Source organism: Thauera aromatica (assembly GCF_023093595.1).
Lineage (GTDB): Bacteria > Pseudomonadota > Gammaproteobacteria > Burkholderiales > Rhodocyclaceae > Thauera > Thauera aromatica_A.
In genome coordinates this window covers 1-17795 of sequence record NZ_JALLIK010000101.1, presented here as the reverse complement: position 1 = coordinate 17795, position 17795 = coordinate 1, and the positions used below count along the sequence as shown (strand labels likewise).

At 67.7% G+C, this 17795-nt stretch carries 13 protein-coding genes and 1 pseudogene; 8 read left to right on the top strand and 6 right to left on the bottom strand.

What is annotated here, in order from left to right:
• Positions 1 to 13: 13 nt before the first annotated feature.
• On the top strand, positions 14 to 946 hold the full coding sequence (gene ttcA, locus MXC99_RS09215; RefSeq protein WP_247725164.1) for a tRNA 2-thiocytidine(32) synthetase TtcA: 933 nt from the start codon (positions 14 to 16) through the stop codon (positions 944 to 946).
• 54 nt (positions 947 to 1000) lie between these two features.
• On the opposite strand, the gene MXC99_RS09210 is transcribed toward ttcA, so the two are convergent.
• Positions 1001 to 1384 (bottom strand): PsiF family protein, encoded by a 384-nt coding sequence (locus MXC99_RS09210; RefSeq protein WP_247725163.1) that lies wholly within the window; start codon positions 1382 to 1384, stop codon positions 1001 to 1003.
• A gap of 191 nt (positions 1385 to 1575) precedes the next feature.
• Here MXC99_RS09210 and MXC99_RS09205 point away from each other — a divergent pair, with 191 nt between their 5' ends.
• The gene (locus MXC99_RS09205) at positions 1576 to 1977 is read left to right on the top strand and encodes a YqaA family protein (protein WP_247725162.1); all 402 of its coding nucleotides are present in this window, start codon (positions 1576 to 1578) and stop codon (positions 1975 to 1977) included.
• 178 nt (positions 1978 to 2155) lie between these two features.
• The gene (locus MXC99_RS09200; RefSeq protein WP_247725161.1) at positions 2156 to 6037 is read left to right on the top strand and encodes a DUF3683 domain-containing protein; all 3882 of its coding nucleotides are present in this window, start codon (positions 2156 to 2158) and stop codon (positions 6035 to 6037) included.
• Positions 6038 to 6082: 45 nt separating this feature from the next.
• Here the strand turns inward: MXC99_RS09200 and MXC99_RS09195 are convergent, their stop codons facing one another.
• From MXC99_RS09195 to pyrE, 3 genes are all read right to left on the bottom strand, one after another.
• Entirely contained in the window at positions 6083 to 6865 is a 783-nt protein-coding gene (locus tag MXC99_RS09195) for an NAD-dependent deacylase (protein WP_247725160.1), read from the bottom strand.
• An 80-nt stretch (positions 6866 to 6945) separates the two neighbouring features.
• Positions 6946 to 7614 carry an FUSC family protein gene (locus MXC99_RS09190; protein ID WP_247725159.1) on the bottom strand — a complete coding sequence of 223 codons (669 nt, stop codon included), beginning with the start codon at positions 7612 to 7614 and terminating at the stop codon, positions 6946 to 6948.
• Positions 7595 to 8239: an orotate phosphoribosyltransferase gene (pyrE, locus tag MXC99_RS09185; RefSeq protein WP_247725238.1), complete on the bottom strand. Its 645-nt coding sequence runs from the start codon at positions 8237 to 8239 to the stop codon at positions 7595 to 7597. Before pyrE ends, MXC99_RS09190 begins: the two co-directional genes overlap by 20 nt.
• Before the next feature lie 40 nt (positions 8240 to 8279).
• Between pyrE and MXC99_RS09180 the strand changes: the two genes are divergently transcribed.
• From MXC99_RS09180 to MXC99_RS09160, 5 genes are all read left to right on the top strand, one after another.
• Positions 8280 to 9062 carry an exodeoxyribonuclease III gene (locus MXC99_RS09180; protein WP_247725158.1) on the top strand — a complete coding sequence of 261 codons (783 nt, stop codon included), beginning with the start codon at positions 8280 to 8282 and terminating at the stop codon, positions 9060 to 9062.
• A gap of 36 nt (positions 9063 to 9098) precedes the next feature.
• Complete coding sequence (locus tag MXC99_RS09175) at positions 9099 to 11717, top strand: sensor domain-containing diguanylate cyclase (RefSeq protein WP_247725157.1); 2619 nt, start codon at positions 9099 to 9101, stop codon at positions 11715 to 11717.
• A 238-nt stretch (positions 11718 to 11955) separates the two neighbouring features.
• Positions 11956 to 15264, top strand: coding sequence for an EAL domain-containing protein (locus MXC99_RS09170; protein ID WP_247725156.1), 3309 nt, complete (start codon positions 11956 to 11958; stop codon positions 15262 to 15264).
• 79 nt (positions 15265 to 15343) lie between these two features.
• Complete coding sequence (locus MXC99_RS09165) at positions 15344 to 15901, top strand: hypoxanthine-guanine phosphoribosyltransferase (RefSeq protein ID WP_247725155.1); 558 nt, start codon at positions 15344 to 15346, stop codon at positions 15899 to 15901.
• Positions 15902 to 15918: 17 nt separating this feature from the next.
• Positions 15919 to 16254: a DUF1840 domain-containing protein gene (locus MXC99_RS09160; protein ID WP_247725154.1), complete on the top strand. Its 336-nt coding sequence runs from the start codon at positions 15919 to 15921 to the stop codon at positions 16252 to 16254.
• Positions 16255 to 16296: 42 nt separating this feature from the next.
• On the opposite strand, the gene MXC99_RS09155 is transcribed toward MXC99_RS09160, so the two are convergent.
• Together MXC99_RS09155 and MXC99_RS09150 are read right to left on the bottom strand one after the other, a co-directional pair.
• Positions 16297 to 17475, bottom strand: coding sequence for an MFS transporter (locus tag MXC99_RS09155; protein ID WP_247725237.1), 1179 nt, complete (start codon positions 17473 to 17475; stop codon positions 16297 to 16299).
• Between the two features lie 67 nt (positions 17476 to 17542).
• Positions 17543 to 17795 (bottom strand): annotated as a pseudogene (locus MXC99_RS09150) (acetoacetate--CoA ligase); the annotation flags it as partial.

Genomic DNA, 17795 nt, shown 5'->3' with positions numbered 1-17795 from the left:
TCGGAACCCCATCGTGACCGCTGCCACCGCTCCTGCCGAATCGCATTCCGCCGCAAGCGGAGTCGAAGCCCGCCATTCGAACACGTTCCTGCGCCTCAAGAAGAAGCTCGAGCGCAGCGTCGGCGAAGCGATCGGCGACTACAACATGATCGGCGACGGCGACACCGTGATGGTGTGCATCTCCGGTGGCAAGGACTCCTACACCCTGCTGTCGTGCCTGCTCGCACTGCGCGAGCGCGCGCCGGTCGACTTCCGCATCGTGGCGATGAACCTCGACCAGAAGCAGCCCGGCTTTCCCGACCACGTCCTGCCGCAGTACTTCCAATCCATCGGCGTCGACTACCGCATCGTCACCGAGGACACCTACTCGATCGTCAAGGACAAGATCCCCGAGGGCAAGACCACCTGCTCGCTGTGCTCGCGCCTGCGCCGCGGCATCATCTACCGCACCGCGAAGGAGATCGGCGCCACCCGCATCGCCCTCGGCCATCACCGCGACGACATGCTCGAAACCCTGTTCCTGAACCTGTTCTTCGGCGGCAAGATCAAGGCCATGCCACCGAAGCTGGTCAGCGACGACGGCAACCACGTCGTGATCCGTCCGCTCGCCTACTGCACCGAGGCCGACATCGCCCGTTTCGCCCGGGCGATGGATTACCCGATCATCCCGTGCAACCTGTGCGGTTCACTGGAACACGCCCAGCGCAAGCAGATCAAGGCCATGCTGCAGGGCTGGGCGCGCGAATTCCCGGGCCGCATCGAGTCGCTCGCCACCGCGCTGCAGAACGTCGTGCCCTCGCACCTGGCCGACTCGCGCCTGTTCGATTTCGTCAGCCTGACCCAGCAGACGGCGGTGGCCGAAGGCGACACCGTCTTCGATCCGCCCGAGCTGCCGCAGGCGCGCGCCAGCGTGGTCCGCCTGCAGGGCCCCGGCGACGCGCGCTGAACACCGTGCCGGCGCCGCGGCCCTGCCGCGGGCACCGGTGCAGAGCGCGGGGCGTCAGCCTTTCAGGCACTCGCTGACGAAAGCCTTGCGCTTGGCGCCCTTGAGCGATTGCTCGGTTGCCGACTGGTTGCACGCCGTCGCCCTGGCCTGGTCATCGGCCGCCTTTGCCTTCTCCGCAGCGGCGGCAGCCACCGGCGCCGCCGAGGCCGCAGCGCCAGCGGTTTTCGCCGCGTCCGGCGCTTGCCCGGCGGGCGCCGGCTGGGCCGCACCGGCTGCGGCCTGCACCGCGCCTCCCTCATGTTTTCCTTTCAGGCAGGTGCTCATGAACGCCTTGCGCTCCTCGCCCTTCAGTGCCTGTGTTTTCGCCTCCGCATTGCAACGCTTCATGCGCTCGTGCTGGGGATTGGCCCAGGCCTGCGCGGGCAGCAGCGCGGACAACGCAAGACTTGCGGCGACAGCGGACAGAATGGTTTTCATGAGACAGCCTCCTCGATATCCAATTTACGCAAAATGCGTAAATTTATTTTGCTATCGTCATATCTGCATGTCAATTCCGGATTCGTCTGCAGGCGAGCGGGACGCCTCGCCCCCTGCCGCTAGCGCTGCGCCCGCCAGCTGCGGTCCTCGCCATGCACGGCACTGAGCTGGCCGCGCTCGGCGGGCTGGCGCTGGCGGCCTTTCTCGCCGCCACCCTGCTGCCCGGCGGATCGGAGGTGGTGCTCGCCGGGCTCGTCGCCCTCCGCCCCGAACTCACGCTCCAGGCGCTGCTTGTCGCCACGGTGGCCAACACCGCCGGCGGGATGAGCACCTACCTCCTCGGCCGCATCGTGCCGCGCAAGGAAATACCGCCGCAGCTCGCCGCCGTCCAGCGCTGGGGCAGCCTCAGCCTGCTGCTGTCGTGGGTGCCGCTGATCGGCGACGCGCTGTGCGTCGCGGCCGGCGTGCTGCGCCTGAACGGGCTGACCTGCCTGTTGTGGATGGCGGTCGGCAAGGGTCTGCGCTACGCTGTCGTGGTGTGGGCAGCATCCTGAACGCCCCCGGCCAGCGTCAATCCCGGTTCTCAGCGGGAACGGGCCGCACAGCCCGCCCGCTCCCGCCCGCCGCTCCAGGCAAAACCGCAGCATGCGCAAGGTCTTTGTTTTTGCTGCATGGTGCACTGCGGTTCGCTAGAATGGTTCGTTCCCCAGCAGCAATTTCCCCGGCACGCCAATGACCCAACGCCTGCGCGAAATCCCGTACAACTACACTTCGTTCTCGGACCGCGAGATCATCATCCGCCTGCTCGGCGCCGAAACCTGGTCGGCGCTGGACGAGCTGCGCGCCGAGCGCGTCACCGGGCGCTCCGCGCGCATGCTCTACGAAGTGCTCGGCGACATCTGGGTGGTCCGCCGCAACCCCTATCTCGAAGACGATCTGCTCACCAGCCACGAGCGCCGCAACGCGCTGATCGGCGCGCTCAACCATCGTCTCAACGAGATCGACAAGCGCCGTCAGGGCAACGACCGCGTCGCTTTGCTGGTGGCCCACGCGCGCGAGGCGGTGTCCGACTTCGAGCGCTGGTTCGACGACACTGCGCGGCGGCGCAAGGCGGTCCTGAAGGCCCTGGCGAAGCACACCCGCCGCGACAACATCTGCTTCGACGGCCACGCCCGCGTCTCCCACGTCACCGACGCCACCGACTGGCGCGTCGAATACCCCTTCGCCGTGCTCTACCCCGACACCGAAGAGGAGATGGCGCCGCTGGTGCGGGAGTGCATCACGCTCGGCCTGACCATCATCCCGCGCGGCGGCGGCACCGGCTACACCGGCGGCGCCGTGCCGCTCGATGCGAACTCGGTGGTGATCAACACCGAGAAGCTGCTCGCCATGAGCGCAGTCGAAGACACCGTCCTGCCCGGGCTCGACGGTCCGCTGCCCGCACCCTACGCCACCATCCGCACCGGCGCCGGGGTCGTCACCGAGCGCGTCGCCGAGGCCGCGGCCGCGGCCGGGCGCGTGTTCGCGGTCGACCCGACCTCGGCCAGCGCATCGTGCATCGGCGGCAACATCGCGATGAACGCCGGCGGCAAGAAGGCGGTGCTGTGGGGCACCGCGCTCGACAACCTGGCGTGGTGGAAGATGGTCACGCCCGACGGCGACTGGCTCGAAGTCGAGCGCCTCGACCACAACTTCGGCAAGATCCACGAGCAGGAGACGGTGCGCTTCCGCCTGCGCCGCTTCGACGGCCTCAGCTACCGCCCGCTCGGCGAAGAGATCCTCGCCCTGCCGGGGGCGAGCTGCCGCAAGGCCGGCCTCGGCAAGGACGTCACCGACAAGTTCCTCGGCGGCGTCCCCGGCGTGCAGAAGGAAGGCACCGACGGGTTGATCGTCGCCGCGCGCTGGGTGCTGCACAAGATGCCGCCGGTCGCGCGCACCGTGTGCCTGGAGTTCTTCGGTCAGGTGCGCGAGGCGGTGCCGGCGATCGTCGAGATCACCGACTGGTTCAAGCCCGGCGGCGCCGGCCATGCCGCGGGGGTGCAGCTCGCAGGCCTCGAGCACCTCGACGAACGCTACGTCAAGGCCGTCGGCTACGCCACCAAGGCCAAGCGCCACGGCCGCCCGAAGATGGTGCTGATCGGCGACATCGTCGGCCACGACGAGGACGCGGTGATGGCCGCCGCCTCCGCCGTCGTGCGCATGACCAATACCCGCGGTGCGGAAGGCTTCATCGCCGTCAGCCCCGAGCAGCGCAAGCGCTTCTGGCTCGAGCGCAGCCGCACCGCGGCGATCTCGCGCCACACCAATGCGTTCAAGATCAACGAGGACGTCGTGATCCCGCTGCCGCGCATGGGCGAATACTGCGACGGCATCGAGCGGATCAACATCGAGCTGTCGATCCACAACAAGCTCGAACTGTGCGACACCCTGGCCGCCTTCCTGCAGGGCGAACTGCCGCTCGAACTCAAGGACGAGATCGTCGATCGCGACACCCTGATCGCCGACCACCGCGCCCAGGCCCTCGAGCAGATCGCCCAGGTACGCCGGCGCTGGCAATGGCTGCTGGACAATCTCGACATCCCCCTCGCCGAAGCCGAACGCCACTTTGCCGAATACGGCATCGACGCCGGCGAGCTCTCCAACCGCACCGAACATCCCCTGCTGTTCCACCGCCTGCAGGACTACTCGATCCGTGTGTCGTGGAAGGGCGAACTCCGCCCGCGGCTCGAACACATTTTCGACGGCGCGCTGTTCGCCCGCATCCTCGCCCGTATCGGCGAAATCCACCAGGAAGTCCTGCGCGGCCGCGTCTTCGTCGCCCTCCACATGCACGCCGGCGACGGCAACGTGCACACCAACCTTCCGGTCAACTCCGACCATTACGAGATGCTGCAGCGCGCCAACCGTGCCGTCGATCGCATCATGGCGCTGGCCAAGAGCCTCGACGGGGTGATTTCCGGCGAGCACGGCATCGGCATCACCAAGCTCGACTACCTGAGCGACGAGCAGATGGCCGCGTTCTGGGCCTACAAGGAAAAGGTCGACCCGGAAGGCCGCTTCAACCGCGGCAAGCTGATGAAAGGCGGCAATCTCGCCAACGCCTACACCCCCAGCTTCAACCTGATGGGCCACGAGTCGCTGATCATGGAGCAGACTGCGGTCGGCGAGATCGCGCACGACATCAAGGACTGCCTGCGCTGCGGCAAGTGCAAGCCGGTGTGCTCGACCCATGTGCCGCGCGCCAACCTGCTGTACTCGCCGCGCAACAAGATCCTGTCGACCTCGCTGCTGATCGAGGCCTTCCTCTACGAGGAACAGACCCGGCGCGGCGTGTCGCTGGCGCACTGGGCCGAGTTCGAGGATGTCGCCGACCACTGCACGATCTGTCACAAGTGCGAGAAGCCCTGCCCGGTGGACATCGACTTCGGCGACGTCTCGATCAAGATGCGCAACCTGCTGCGCAAGGAAGGCAAGAAATCGTTCAACCCGGGCAAGGCCGCGGCGATGGCCTTCCTCACGGTGAAGGACCCGGCCACGATCAAGGCCATCCGCACCGGCATGATCGAGTGGGGCTACAAGGCGCAACGCTGGGCACACGGTCTGGGCAAGAAGTTCGGCCTCATCCAGCCCCAGCTCGCGGCGCCGCCGGCCACGCTCGGCAAACCACCACTGGTCGCACCGACGATCCGTGCCCAGGTCATCCACTTCATCAACAAGCCGATGCCGGGCAACCTGCCGAAGAAGACCAGCCGCGCCCTGCTCGACATCGAGGACGACAAGGTCATCCCGGTGATCCGCGACCCGCACAAGGCCAACGGCGATTCGGAAGCGGTGTTCTACTTCCCCGGCTGCGGCTCCGAGCGTCTGTTCAGCCAGGTCGGGCTCGCCACCCAGGCGATGCTCTACCACGTCGGCGCGCAGACCGTGCTGCCGCCCGGCTACCTGTGCTGCGGCTACCCGCAGACCTCCGCCGGCGAGGACGACAAGGGGCAGAAGATCACCACCGACAACCGCGTGCTCTTCCACCGCGTCGCCAACACCCTGAACTACCTCGACATCAAGACCGTGATCGTGTCCTGCGGCACCTGCATGGACCAGCTGCAGAAGTACGAATTCGACAAGATCTTCCCCGGCTGCCGCCTGCTCGACATCCACGAATACCTGATGGAGAAGGGGGTCAGGCTCGACGGCGTGCAGGGCGTCAGGTACATGTACCACGAGCCCTGCCACACGCCGATGAAAGTGCATGCGGGGATCAAGGTCGCCAACGCGCTGATGGGCACCCGCGTCGATCTGTCCGACCGCTGCTGCGGCGAGTCGGGCACCCTGGCGGTGGCCCGCCCCGACATCTCGACCCAGGTGCGCTTCCGCAAGCAGGAGGAAATCGAGAAAGGCGCGGCGAAGCTGCGCGAGGACGCTCCGGGTGCGAAAGTGAAGATCCTCACCTCCTGCCCGAGCTGCCTGCAGGGCATGCACCGCTTCGCCGACGACGCCGGGGGCATCGAACCCGACTACATCGTCATCGAACTGGCACGCCACCTGCTGGGCGAGAACTGGCTGCCCGACTACGTCGCCAAGGCCAACCGCGGCGGCATCGAGCGCGTGCTGCTGTAAAGCGGACCGGAGCGGCGCGCGCGTCCCCCGCGCGGCCGTCCCCGCTCAATCCTCCGCCGGTTCGGACGGGTGCATGCGGCGCCAGAGTTCGGGCAAGGCCTCGGCCGCGCGCAGGCGCAGGCGGTGGGTGACGACGGCGCTGAGGGCGGTCTCGCCGGGGTTGATCTCGACCGTGGGCAGACCGCGCTGCAGCGCCCAGTGCACCGGGGCGGCAATGTACGGAAAGGCGCCCGAAGTGCCGACCGCCAGCACCATCTCCACCCCTTCGCCGAGCACGGCATCGAGGCGCGCGAGGGCCCGCACCGGCAAGGCCTCGCCGAACAGCACCACGTCCGGGCGCATCGTCGCGCCGCACAGCGGACACTCGGGCGGAATCCGCAGGCCGGCGTAATCGGCGACCTCGCGCCGGTGGTGGCAGGCCGTGCAGCACAGGCGGTGGAGCGTGCCATGCAGCTCGATGACGTTGCGCGAACCGGCGGCGCGGTGCAACCCATCGACGTTCTGCGTCAGCACGCAGACCATGGATTTTTCCTGTTCGAGGGCGGCGATCAGGCGGTGCGCGGCGTTGGGCTGCGCGCCGCGGCAGCGGGCTTCGATCTCTGCGATGTATTTCCATGCCAATTCCGGGCGTGCCGCCATCGTCGCCCCCGACAAGGCCTCTTCGATGCAAAGGCCATCGGCGGTGAGGCGGTCGTGGTAGAGCCCGCCGATGCCACGGTAGGTCGGCAACCCGGAATCGGCCGAGATCCCGGCGCCGGTGATGAACAGCAAGCGCTCGGCGCGGGCCATGCAGGCAGCCACGGCGTCGAGTGCGAGCGCCGCGCTCATGGCTGCGGCGCGCCGGCCGCGCCGGCACCGCAGGGCGGGCGGGCTCTGGTTGCGGCCGTCATGTGCCCGGCGTACCCGAATCAGCGCGACGGCGGCATCCCGCCGTCTTCCGCAGTGAGTTCAAGATAACGCCGGCGATCCTCGGCGAAGCGCTCGAGCACGGCAGCGCGCTCCCTGGTCTTCGCCTCGAGAACGCCACGCTGGGCGATGATCTCGCTGTCGAGGGTGCGGATGTCGCGCTCCAGGCTGGCGGCGACATCGCTCTTGTCGGTCCGGGTCGCGTCCTGGATCAGGGCGCGCTGGCGCTCGACCAATGCCGCCTCGCGCTCGCGCAGCTCGTCCAGCGTGCGCTCGACATCGCGCAGTTCGCGGTCGCGCCGGCGGTCGAGATCGTCCAGGCTGCGGTAGGTTTCGAGCAGCGCCTGGTCCAGGCGCTGCTGGCGCTGACGCTCGGCCTCGTCGGCGCGACGCTGGCGTTCGAGTTCGGCGCGACGGGAAAGCTCGTCGGCGGTGAGCGGTGCAGGCACGGTGCGGCGCACGACGCCCGAAGGGTTCAACTCCCGGTACGCGCGGCCGTAGCAGGCCGCAGGCAGGATATCGCCGCATACCGGCTGGCCGCCGACGTCGCAGCAGTAGATGGTGCGGGCGGCGGGCGGTTGCGCCACGGCTTCGCCCGCCAGCAACACGGCAACCAGGAGCAGGCCGGCGCCGGGCCGGCCGGGAAAGGACTCAACGCGAGGAGATCCCATACTGTTGCCGATACGCCATGACAGCCTCGAGGTTGGCGGCAAGCTCGGGCGCCTCCCCGAGGTAGGCCACGAGATCCTCGAGAGTGGCGACCGCGATCACCGGAATGCCGAAATTCTGCTTCACCTCTTCGACCGCGGACAAGGAACTTTGCCCTCGTTCCATGCGATCGAGCGCGATCACCACACCCGCCGGCACCGCTCCGGCGGCACGGATCAGCTCGACCGATTCGCGCACCGAAGTACCGGCCGAGATCACGTCGTCCAGAATCAGGACGCGGCCCGCCAGCGGCGCGCCGATCAGGGTGCCGCCCTCGCCGTGGTCCTTGGCTTCCTTGCGGTTGAAGGCGAAGGGCAGGCCGATGCCGTCCTCGGCGAGCCGGATCGCGGTGCCGGCGACCAGCGGAATGCCCTTGTAGGCCGGCCCGAACAGCATGTCGCAGGCGACCCCCGAGTCGCGGATCGCGCGCGCGTAGTAGCCGCACAGTTCGCGGAACGAAGCGCCGTCGTCGAACAGTCCGGCGTTGAAGAAATAAGGCGAGTCACGCCCGGCCTTGGTGACGAAGGCGCCGAAGCGCAGCACCCCTTTGCGACAGGCGAGGGCGATGAAATCCCGGCTAAAATCCATGGTTTGTCTGCCGCAGTGCAGCATCATTTCGGAAGCGCTCATGTTACGCATCATCTCCCTCAACCTCAACGGCATCCGCTCGGCGGTCGGCAAGGGCTTTCTCGACTGGCTGCCGCAGCAGCAGGCCGATGTGGTCTGCGTGCAGGAGCTCAAAGCGCAGGCCGGCGACCTCAGCGCCGCGATGCGGGCGCCGGCCGGGATGCAAGGCTGGTTCCATCATGCCGAGAAGAAAGGCTACAGCGGGGTCGGGATCTACAGCCGGCACGAACCGGAACGCGTGACCGAAGGACTGGGCATCGCCGACATCGATGCCGAAGGCCGCTTCCTGCAGCTCGACTTCGGCAGGCTGTCGGTGGTGTCGCTGTACCTGCCTTCGGGTTCCAGTTCGGAGGAGCGCCTGCAGATCAAGTTCCGCTTCATGGAACGCTTCCTGCCCCACATGGCCAAGCTCTACGCCAGCGGGCGCGAAGTCGTGGTGTGCGGCGACTGGAACATCGCCCACCGCGAAATCGACCTGAAGAACTGGAAATCGAACCAGAAGAACTCCGGCTTCCTGCCCGAGGAGCGCGCCTGGCTCGGCCGCCTGTTCGACGAACAGGGCTGGGTGGACGTCTATCGCCGCCTCCACCCCGACGCCACCGACGCCTGCTACACTTGGTGGTCCAATCGCGGCCAGGCCTGGGCGAAAAATGTCGGCTGGCGCCTGGACTACCAGATCGCCACCCCGGCACTGGCCGCCACGGCCCGCAGCGGCAGCGTCTACAAACACCAGCGCTTCTCGGACCATGCACCGCTGACGATCGATTACGATTTCCAGCGCTGAGCCCCTTCCCTGCCGTGCCCTCCCGCCCCGCGTCCCGTGCCCTTCCTCCCTGCATCCATTCCCGGCCGTAGCCACGAAACGCCACGAAACGCGGTCCTCATCGTCGCCCTCGGCTGGCTGGCGCTGGCGCTCGCGCTGGCGATCCACTGGAGCCAGTTGCAGGCGTCCCATCGCAGCCAGTTGCAGGCCGCCGAAAAGCAGATCCAGCTGCGCGCCGCCGAAACCGCCCATGCGCTGGCGGTACAGTTCGACGCCCTCATCGGCAATGCCGACTACATCGCCCGCCACCTCGCCGAGCAGTGGGCGGGGCCGGGCGGACGCACTTTCCTCGGCGACCTGGCCCTGGCCCGCAGCGCGCTCCCCGAAGGCACTCTGGCCCACGTGCTGATCGCCGACCCCCGCGGCAAGGTCCTGTTTTCCAGCGCCGGCGCCGACGAAGCGGCGGCGACGCCTTCGGTCGCCGGGCGCGCCTATTTCCAGGCCCACGGCCCCGAACATCGCACGCGGGCCTTCATCAGCGAACCGCTGTTCGACCGTTTCACCCGGCAATGGACGATCCAGCTTTCCCGCCCCCTGCTGCGCGACGGACAGTTTGCCGGAGTGATCGCGGTGTCGATCACCGCCGAGTCCCTGTCCCTCGCCCTGCGTCGCATCTTTCCCGGCCCCGCGGACGTCGCCGCGCTGGTCGACGACGACGGGCGCTACCTCGCCCACTCCCAGCAGATGGATGAAGCACTGGGAAAGTCCCTTCCCGAATCGAGCCCGATCCGGACCGAGCGCAACAGCCGCTCCGGCAGCTTCGCATGGCGCCCCCCGCTGGACGGCGTACTGCGCCATTTCGCCTGGCAGCGCGCCCCGACTTACCCGGTCACGGTCATCCACGGCCTCGACAAGCACGAAGCCCTCCGCCCGGTGCTCGCCGTGCTGCGCGAGAACAGTACGCAAAACGCCTTCGGCACCGCACTGCTGATCCTTGTCGCAGTGGCGGTGAGCGCCATGTTCCTGTACGGCCACCGCCAAGCGGCCCGTCTCGCCACCATGGCCGATCAACTCGAGCTGTCGCTCGAGGCCGGTGGCCTCGGAACCTGGAGCTGGGAGCCCGACACCGGGGAAATCCAGTTCGACGAACGCTGGGCGGCCATGCTGGGCTACGCCGAGGATGAGCTTCCCCGCCAGATTTCCACCTGGGAGTCGCGCATCCACCCGGCCGACCTGCAGCACACCCGCCAGGCGCTCGACGCGCTGCTGCAGGGGGCATCCGGCAGCGCCGAGGGGGAATACCGTCTGCGTCACCGCGACGGCCACTGGATCTGGGTCCATGGCCGCTGCCGGATCGCCGCGCGCACCCGCGACGGCCGCCCCGTACAGGTCGCGGGCACGCTGCAAAACGTCAGCGCCCGCGTCGCCGAAGCCCGTCTGCGCACCGCCCTGCTCGACCAGAGTGCGGCCGCGATCGCCTTATTTACGAGCACGCGGGAGATCCGCCAGGTCAATGCCCGCGCCCGCGAAATCTTCGGTTCCGGCGGCATCGACCCGGTGGGCCGAAACGTCAGGGAGCTCGGACTGCACGTGGAATGGGCCGATCTGCAGACGATGAACCGGCACTACGCGACCCTGCGCGCAGGGGGCCAGGTGCGCTGTGAATATCCGCTGCGCGACGCCAGCGGCCGGGTGCGCTGGTTCGACATGCACGGCACGCCGAGCGACCCGGAAGACCCCGACAGCGACGTCGTCTGGACCCTGATCGACATCACCGAGCGCCGCGAAGCCGAAACCGCGCTCGCGACCGAGCGCCTGCGCATGGTCACCCTGCTCGAGCGTTACCCCGGCGGCGTCCTGATGGAAGACAGCGCCGGCACGGTGGTGATGGTCAACCAGAAGCTGTGCGAACTGCTCGCGCTCGATGTCCAGGCCGAGCGCCTCGAAGGCATCTCCCACGCACAGCTATGCCGCCAGCTCGGCGAGGTCCACATGCGCTGGCTCCACCTTCCGGACGCCGCACAGGGCACCGAAAAACGCCATACCATCGAAGTCAGCGACGGCCCCGAGCGCACGCTGGCGATCGAATGGGTTCCGATCGCGCGCGACGCCCACGCGCTCGGCCGTGTCTGGCTGGTGCGCGACATCAGCGAGCGCAAAAAGCGCGAAGCCGAGCTTGCCCGCCTCGCGACCACCGACACCCTCACCGGCCTGCCCAACCGGCGCAGCTTCATGGCCAGCCTGGATGCGGCGATCGACGACGCCCGCAGCCACCCGGAACGCAGCGGCGTGCTGCTGATGATGGACATCGACCACTTCAAGCGCATCAACGACAGCTACGGCCACCCCGTCGGCGATACCGTGCTGCAACACGCCGCCCGGGTGATCCGCAGCGGCCTGCGCCAGAGCGACACCGCCGGCCGCCTCGGCGGCGAGGAATTCGCCGCCGTGCTGCCGGCGATCGGGCTGAAGGACGGCGAGGCGCTCGCCGAGCGCCTGCGCCGGGCGCTGGCCGACAACCCGGTACGGACGGCAGCCGGCGACATCACCGTGCGCATCAGCATCGGCGTCACCGCACTCACCGGTGACGACGCCACACAGCTGCTGAGCCGCGCCGACCAGGCCTTGTACGCAGCCAAAAGCGCCGGCCGCGACCGGGTTTCCGTATCGACCTGAAAGGAGGACCCAGACCCGGCATCCTGTCGCGGCAAGCACACGGGATGCGACGGCGCGCCGAACGTACTTTTTACCGAAGTGTGGACACGATCCAAATTACTTTCTGTTAGCATAGCGAAACAGCTTTTCCGGCATCCACGATGCCTCCGTGATAAATACTTTTGGCATAATCGGAGGCAGTATCAGCGGGGCCGTTCGCATGAATGCGGTATCCCATCTATCGTGACAAGCCGATGATATGACTCTCAGACGCAGGTTCTTGATGCTGCTCGGCGCCTTCGCGCTGGTGTCCGCCGCCGCCGGCCTGTGGCAGCTGTACGACAACCGCAGCAAGACCGCGGCCGCCGAGTGGATCCACTTGACCTCGCAGATGGCCGTGACGGCCCAGCAGATCAGCACTCACGCCGCAATGGAGCGCGGGCTCACCGCAGCGATCCTCGCCCGCCCCGAAAAAGCCACGCAATCGATGCTCGCCGAACTCGAACGCGTGCGCAGTCTCGTCGACATCCGCCATCAACGGCTCACCACCATCACCACCGAGCTCGCCCTGCTCGCGCCCGAGCATCCGTTGTTCTCGGCGCTCGCCCGGGTCGACAAGACCCGGGAGGAAATGGCCCATTTCCGTGCCCTGACCGACGCCCAGCTGCGCGGCATCTCCAACAGCCTCGGTACCGACCAGTGGATCGCACTGATGACGCGCCAGATCGAAGAGCTGCAGGAGCTGATCGTGGTCGGCACACTGCCCCTGTCCGGCAACATCTACACCTATGCCCCCGCCCCGGTGATCACCGATGTGCTGTTCACTCTCGCCGAACAGCTGGGGCGCGAGCGCGCCCTGATCAGCACCGCGATCGCCCGGGGCGTGGCGCTCGACAGCGCCACCCAGTATATGCTTATGGAATACAGGATCGTGACCAATCACGCCCGCCGGCGGATCGAAGCGATGCTCCAATACCTCCCCGACAGTCCCCGGCTGGCTGCGGCACAAACCGCCTACTGGGACAACCTGAAGCGTTACAGCGAAATCCGCGCCGAGGTCTATGAGCAGGGCGTGGCCGAGCGTCCTTACCCGGTCAGCGCCGAGACCTGGTACGCAGAGGCGACCCGGGCCATCGACGCCATCGCCGAGCTGTCCTCGGCGATGGGCGCTCACTTCGGCCGCGACGTCAATGATCTGCACCAGCAGGCCGAGCGCACCCTGAGCCTGCTCGCCTTCACCGTCTGTGCCCTGACCTTGCTGTTCTGGCAGGCGGTGTTCACCCTCAGGAAGCGCGTACTGCAGCCGCTGCAGTCGCTCGAACAGGCCACCACCCGGATCTCCGCCGGCGACCTCACCCAGCCCATGGAAACGGGCGGCGCAGACGAACTCGGCCGTCTCTCGCAGGCGTTCGAGCACATGCGCCAGACCCTGCTTGCCGACATCGAGCGGCGCGAGGCCGACGCGCTCGAGCTGCGCAAGCTCAACACCGTCATCAAGCACAGCGCCAGCGCCGTCTGCATCACCGACCCCCAGGGGATCATCCAGTACACCAACACCTGTTTCGTCGACATCACCGGGCACGAAAACGGCGATGCACTCGGCCGCAAGGCGGGTTTCTGGACCTCGGGGCTGAACGCCCAGGCCCAGTACCACGAAATGTGGGAGACGATCCAGAAAGGCCAGGTCTGGCAGGGCGAGCTGATCAACCGCCACAAGAACGGCTCGCTCTACTGGGCCTCGGTGCAGATCACGCCGGTGATCGACGAGAAAGGCGAAATCACCCATTTCATCGGCGTCCAGCACGACATCAGCGCCCGCCGCCGGATCGAGGACCGCCTCGCCTTCCTTGCCAGCTACGACGAGCTCACCGGCCTTCCCAACCGCAACCTGCTGAAGGAAAAATTCGAGCAGGCCAGCGCCGAAGCGCAGCGCAGCGGCACCTGTATCGCGCTGATATCGCTCGGCCTGGGCCGCTTCAAGCAGATCAACGACAGTCTGGGGCGCAGCGCCGGCGACGAACTGCTGGAAAAGCTTTCCCGCCGCCTGAGCCAGTGCGCCACCGAACGCGATGTCGTCGCCCGCCACGGCGGCGCCGAGTTCATGCTGATGTTCAGCGGGCTCGGCCGGACCGAAGACATCCAACCGATCCTGGAGCATATCGTCGACATCCTCCACGTGCCGGTGATCGTCAAGGGCGAAAAGCTGCAGCCTTCGGTGGCCGCCGGCGTCAGCCTGCTGCCGGCCGACGGCAACGACTTCGAAACGCTGCTGCACAAGGCTGCGATCGCGCTGCATCACGCCGAAGCCGAGGGCATCCCCCACTGCATCTACACCGACGCGCTCAACCGCGACAGCCAGGAACGGCTGTCGATGGAAAACGCCTTGCGCCTGTCGCTGTCACGCGACGAGCTCGAGCTGCACTACCAGCCCAAGGTCGACCTGGGCAGCGGGCGCATGATCGCCGTCGAGGCGCTGGCCCGCTGGCGCCATCCGGTGACCCACGAATACGTCTCGCCGGCACGCTTCATCCCGATCGCCGAGGAAAGCGGGCTGATCCAGCAACTCGGCGCCTGGGCGCTCAGCGAAGCCTGTCGCCAGAACAAGGCCTGGCAGGAGGCCGGCATGCGCCCGATCGTCGTCGCCGTCAACCTGTCGGCCGCCCAGCTGCGCCAGCCCGACCTCGTCGAAACCGTCGCCGCGGCACTCGAAGGCAGCGGCCTGTCCCCGGACCTGCTCGAACTGGAGCTGACCGAAAGCGCGCTGATGGAGGATCCCGACCAGGCCAACGACACCCTGGCCCGGCTCAAACGGCTCGGCCTGCACCTGGCGATCGACGATTTCGGCACCGGTTACTCGAGCCTCGCCTACCTCAGCAAGTTCCCTGTCGATCAGTTGAAGATCGACCGCAGTTTCGTCCAGGACTCGCTGAGCAACCCGGCCGCAGCGGCGATCGCCAGCTCGGTCGTCGGCCTTGCCCACCAGATGGGGCTGAAAGTGGTCGCCGAAGGGGTGGAAACCGAGGCTCAGCTCGCCTTCCTGCTCCGCCAGGGGTGCGACGAAATGCAGGGCTATTACTACAGCAAGCCCCTGCCGGCCGACGCGCTGGCGTCCCTGCTCGGTTCCGACCCGCGCCTCGTCCGCCCGGATCAGGGCGCCACCCGCAGCTTGCTGATCGTCGATGACGAGCCGGCGATCCACGCCGCGCTGGCCCGCGCGCTGGAAGACAACGGCTACCAGATCCTCACCGCCCGCAGTGCGCGCGCCGCGCTCGAGCTGCTCGCCTGCCACCCGGTCCAGGTCATCCTCTCCGACGAGCACATGCCCGACATGAACGGCATCGAGTTCTTCGCCCGGGTCAAGAACCTCTACCCGGAAACCGCCCGCATCATGCTCTCCGACTACGTAGACGCCACCACCCTGATCCGCGCGATCAACGAAGGAACCCTCTACAAGTTCATCCCCAAGCCCTGGGACGACCGCGAGCTGCGCGCGCACATCCGCGACGCGTTTGCCAGCCGCCTGCGCAGCGCCGCCTCGCTCCACCTGCTCCAGGCCAGGCAAGGCTGAAAAGCACCCGAAACGAGGCGCAGGGCGGCGGCGCCGTTTCACAGTAAAATGCGCGTTCCGTCCCGCGCAGTCTCCTGCCATGTCCCCCGATCTCGAAGAAATCAAGCGCGCCCGCGAACAGGCCGACTGCCTCGCCGACGCCGCCGCAGTGGAGGCCGCGCTCGAGCGCATGGCAGCGGAGATCACTGCCCGCCTGGCCAACAGCAACCCGCTGGTGTACGTAGTGATGAACGGTGGCCTGATCCTCGCCGGACGCATCCTCCCGCGCCTGCCTTTCCCGCTCGAAGTGGCCTACCTGCACGCCACCCGCTACGGTCATGCGCTGCAAGGCACCCTGCTCGACTGGCGCGTGCGCCCGACCCAGGACTTGCGCGGGCGCACCGTGCTGGTCCTCGACGACATCCTCGACGAAGGCCATACCCTGAACGCGATCATCGGCCACCTGAAGGAAGAAGGTGCGGGCGAAGTCCTCTCCGCGGTGCTGGTGCACAAGCTCCACGAGCGCAAGGCCTACCCCGGCATGCGTGCCGACTTCAGCGGCCTGGACATCGCCGACCGCTTCCTGTTCGGCTGCGGCATGGACTACAAGGGCTACTGGCGCAACGCGCCCGGGATCTACGCCGTCAAGGGTTTATAAAAAAAGGAACATATCCGATGCTGGTCACGTTCAAATCCGCCGCCAGCGCCGACGTCATCATGTTCGGCGCCGTCGCACAGACGCTCATCGACATTCTGGGCAAGACTTCAGACGAGGGCAGCGGCATCGTCACCGTGGCCCAGCTACCCGAAGCCATCACCCGCCTGAAGAGGGCGATCGAGGAAGACCGCGCCCGCCAGGCCGAACGTCCGCGCGACGAGGACGCCGAAGGGCACGAAGCCGGCCGCAGCGCGATGGCCGCCCCGGTCGGCCTAGCCCAGCGCGCCTGGCCGCTGCTCAACATGCTCGAAGCCGCGCTGCGCGAGAAGGAGCCGGTCGTCTGGGGAGTGTGAACGACGTGGCGCCCGCTGCCCGGGGGCATTCCCCGGATGTGCTCAGAGGCGCACGCGCCGCACCATCCCCCACGCCACCAGCGCCGTCACCACGCCCCAGAACCACACTCCGCTGCTCATCGGGAACACGCTGCCGTCGACCGTCCGTCCCAGCCAGCTGCCCATGCCAAACGCCACCAGCATCATCAGGAAGCCGCTCAAGGCCGATGCCGCACCCGCCGCCTGCGGGAAAGGACCGACTGCACCGGCCTGCCCGCAGGCCTGGTGGATGCCATGGCCGACGGCGAACAGCCACACCGCCGGCATCAACCCCCACGGCGTATCCACCCCGGCCAGCGCCAGCACGCCGAGCAAGGTGCCGCCGAGCGCGGAAAAACCGCCGCCGATCGTCACCGCACGGCGCACCCCGACACGCATCAGCAGGTAGCGGCAGTACACGGTGCCGAACAGGTAGGATGACGTCATCGACACCATCAGCAGGCCATAGCCGAATTTCGTCATTCCCATCAGGGTGATGAAGACGAAGGACGACATCGCCAGGATCGTGAACAGCCCGCCGTAAGACGCCGCCGACAGCAGGGTGAACGCCCAGAAGGTCGGATGGGCGAGGATCTGCCCCCACGTCCGCAACAGGACGGACGGCATCAGGGCACGCGGATTCGGTCTGGCCAGCGTCTCCCTGAAGCGCAGCGCGACCAGACCGAGCGCAGCGGCGGCGAACAGCGCCGGCGCCAGCAAGGTGACGCGCCAGCCGAACACTTCGGCCAGGAAGCCGCCGAGGGGCAGGTTCAGGCAGGCGATCACGCCGAGGCCGGTGAGCCCCTTGCTGATCACCCGCGCGCCGAGTTCGGGCGTATAGAGATCGCGGACCAGGGCTCGCGCGCACATCACCGACGCGCCCATCGCCGCCCCCTGGATGATGCGCCAGACGACGAGCGCTTCCATCGACTGGGCGAGCGCGCTGGCGGCAGCGGCGACGGTGTAACCGGCGAGCCCGACGAGCAGCACCGGGCGGCGACCGAAACGGTCGGAAACCGGCCCCCACACGAGCTGGGACAGGCCGAACGCGAGCAGCATCCCCGACAGGGTGAGCTGGGCCTGCGCCAGCGACGCCCCGAACTCGGCGGTGATCGCCGGCAGCGCGGGCAGGTAGAGGTCGGTGGCGACCGGCTGGATGCCGAGCAGCAGCGACAGCGCGAGCACGACCAGATTGGCGCCCATCGCAACATCGGCGGCCACGGCGCGGCGCCCGTCAGGGTCGGCTGCAACCGACAGGGAAGAGGTATTTTCAGGCATCGAGTTCTGGACGATTGCGGAAGTGCGCCAGCGCCTCGGGGTTGGCGAGCGCTTCCTGGTTCTTCACCGGACGGCCGTGCACCACGTTGCGCACCGCCAGTTCGACGATCTTGCCGCTCTTGGTGCGCGGAATATCCGCCACCTGCAGCACTTTCGCCGGCACGTGGCGCGGCGTGGTGTGCTCGCGGATGGTGCGCCGGATGCGCTCGACGAGCGCCTCGTCGAGCACGAGGCCTTCGCGCAGC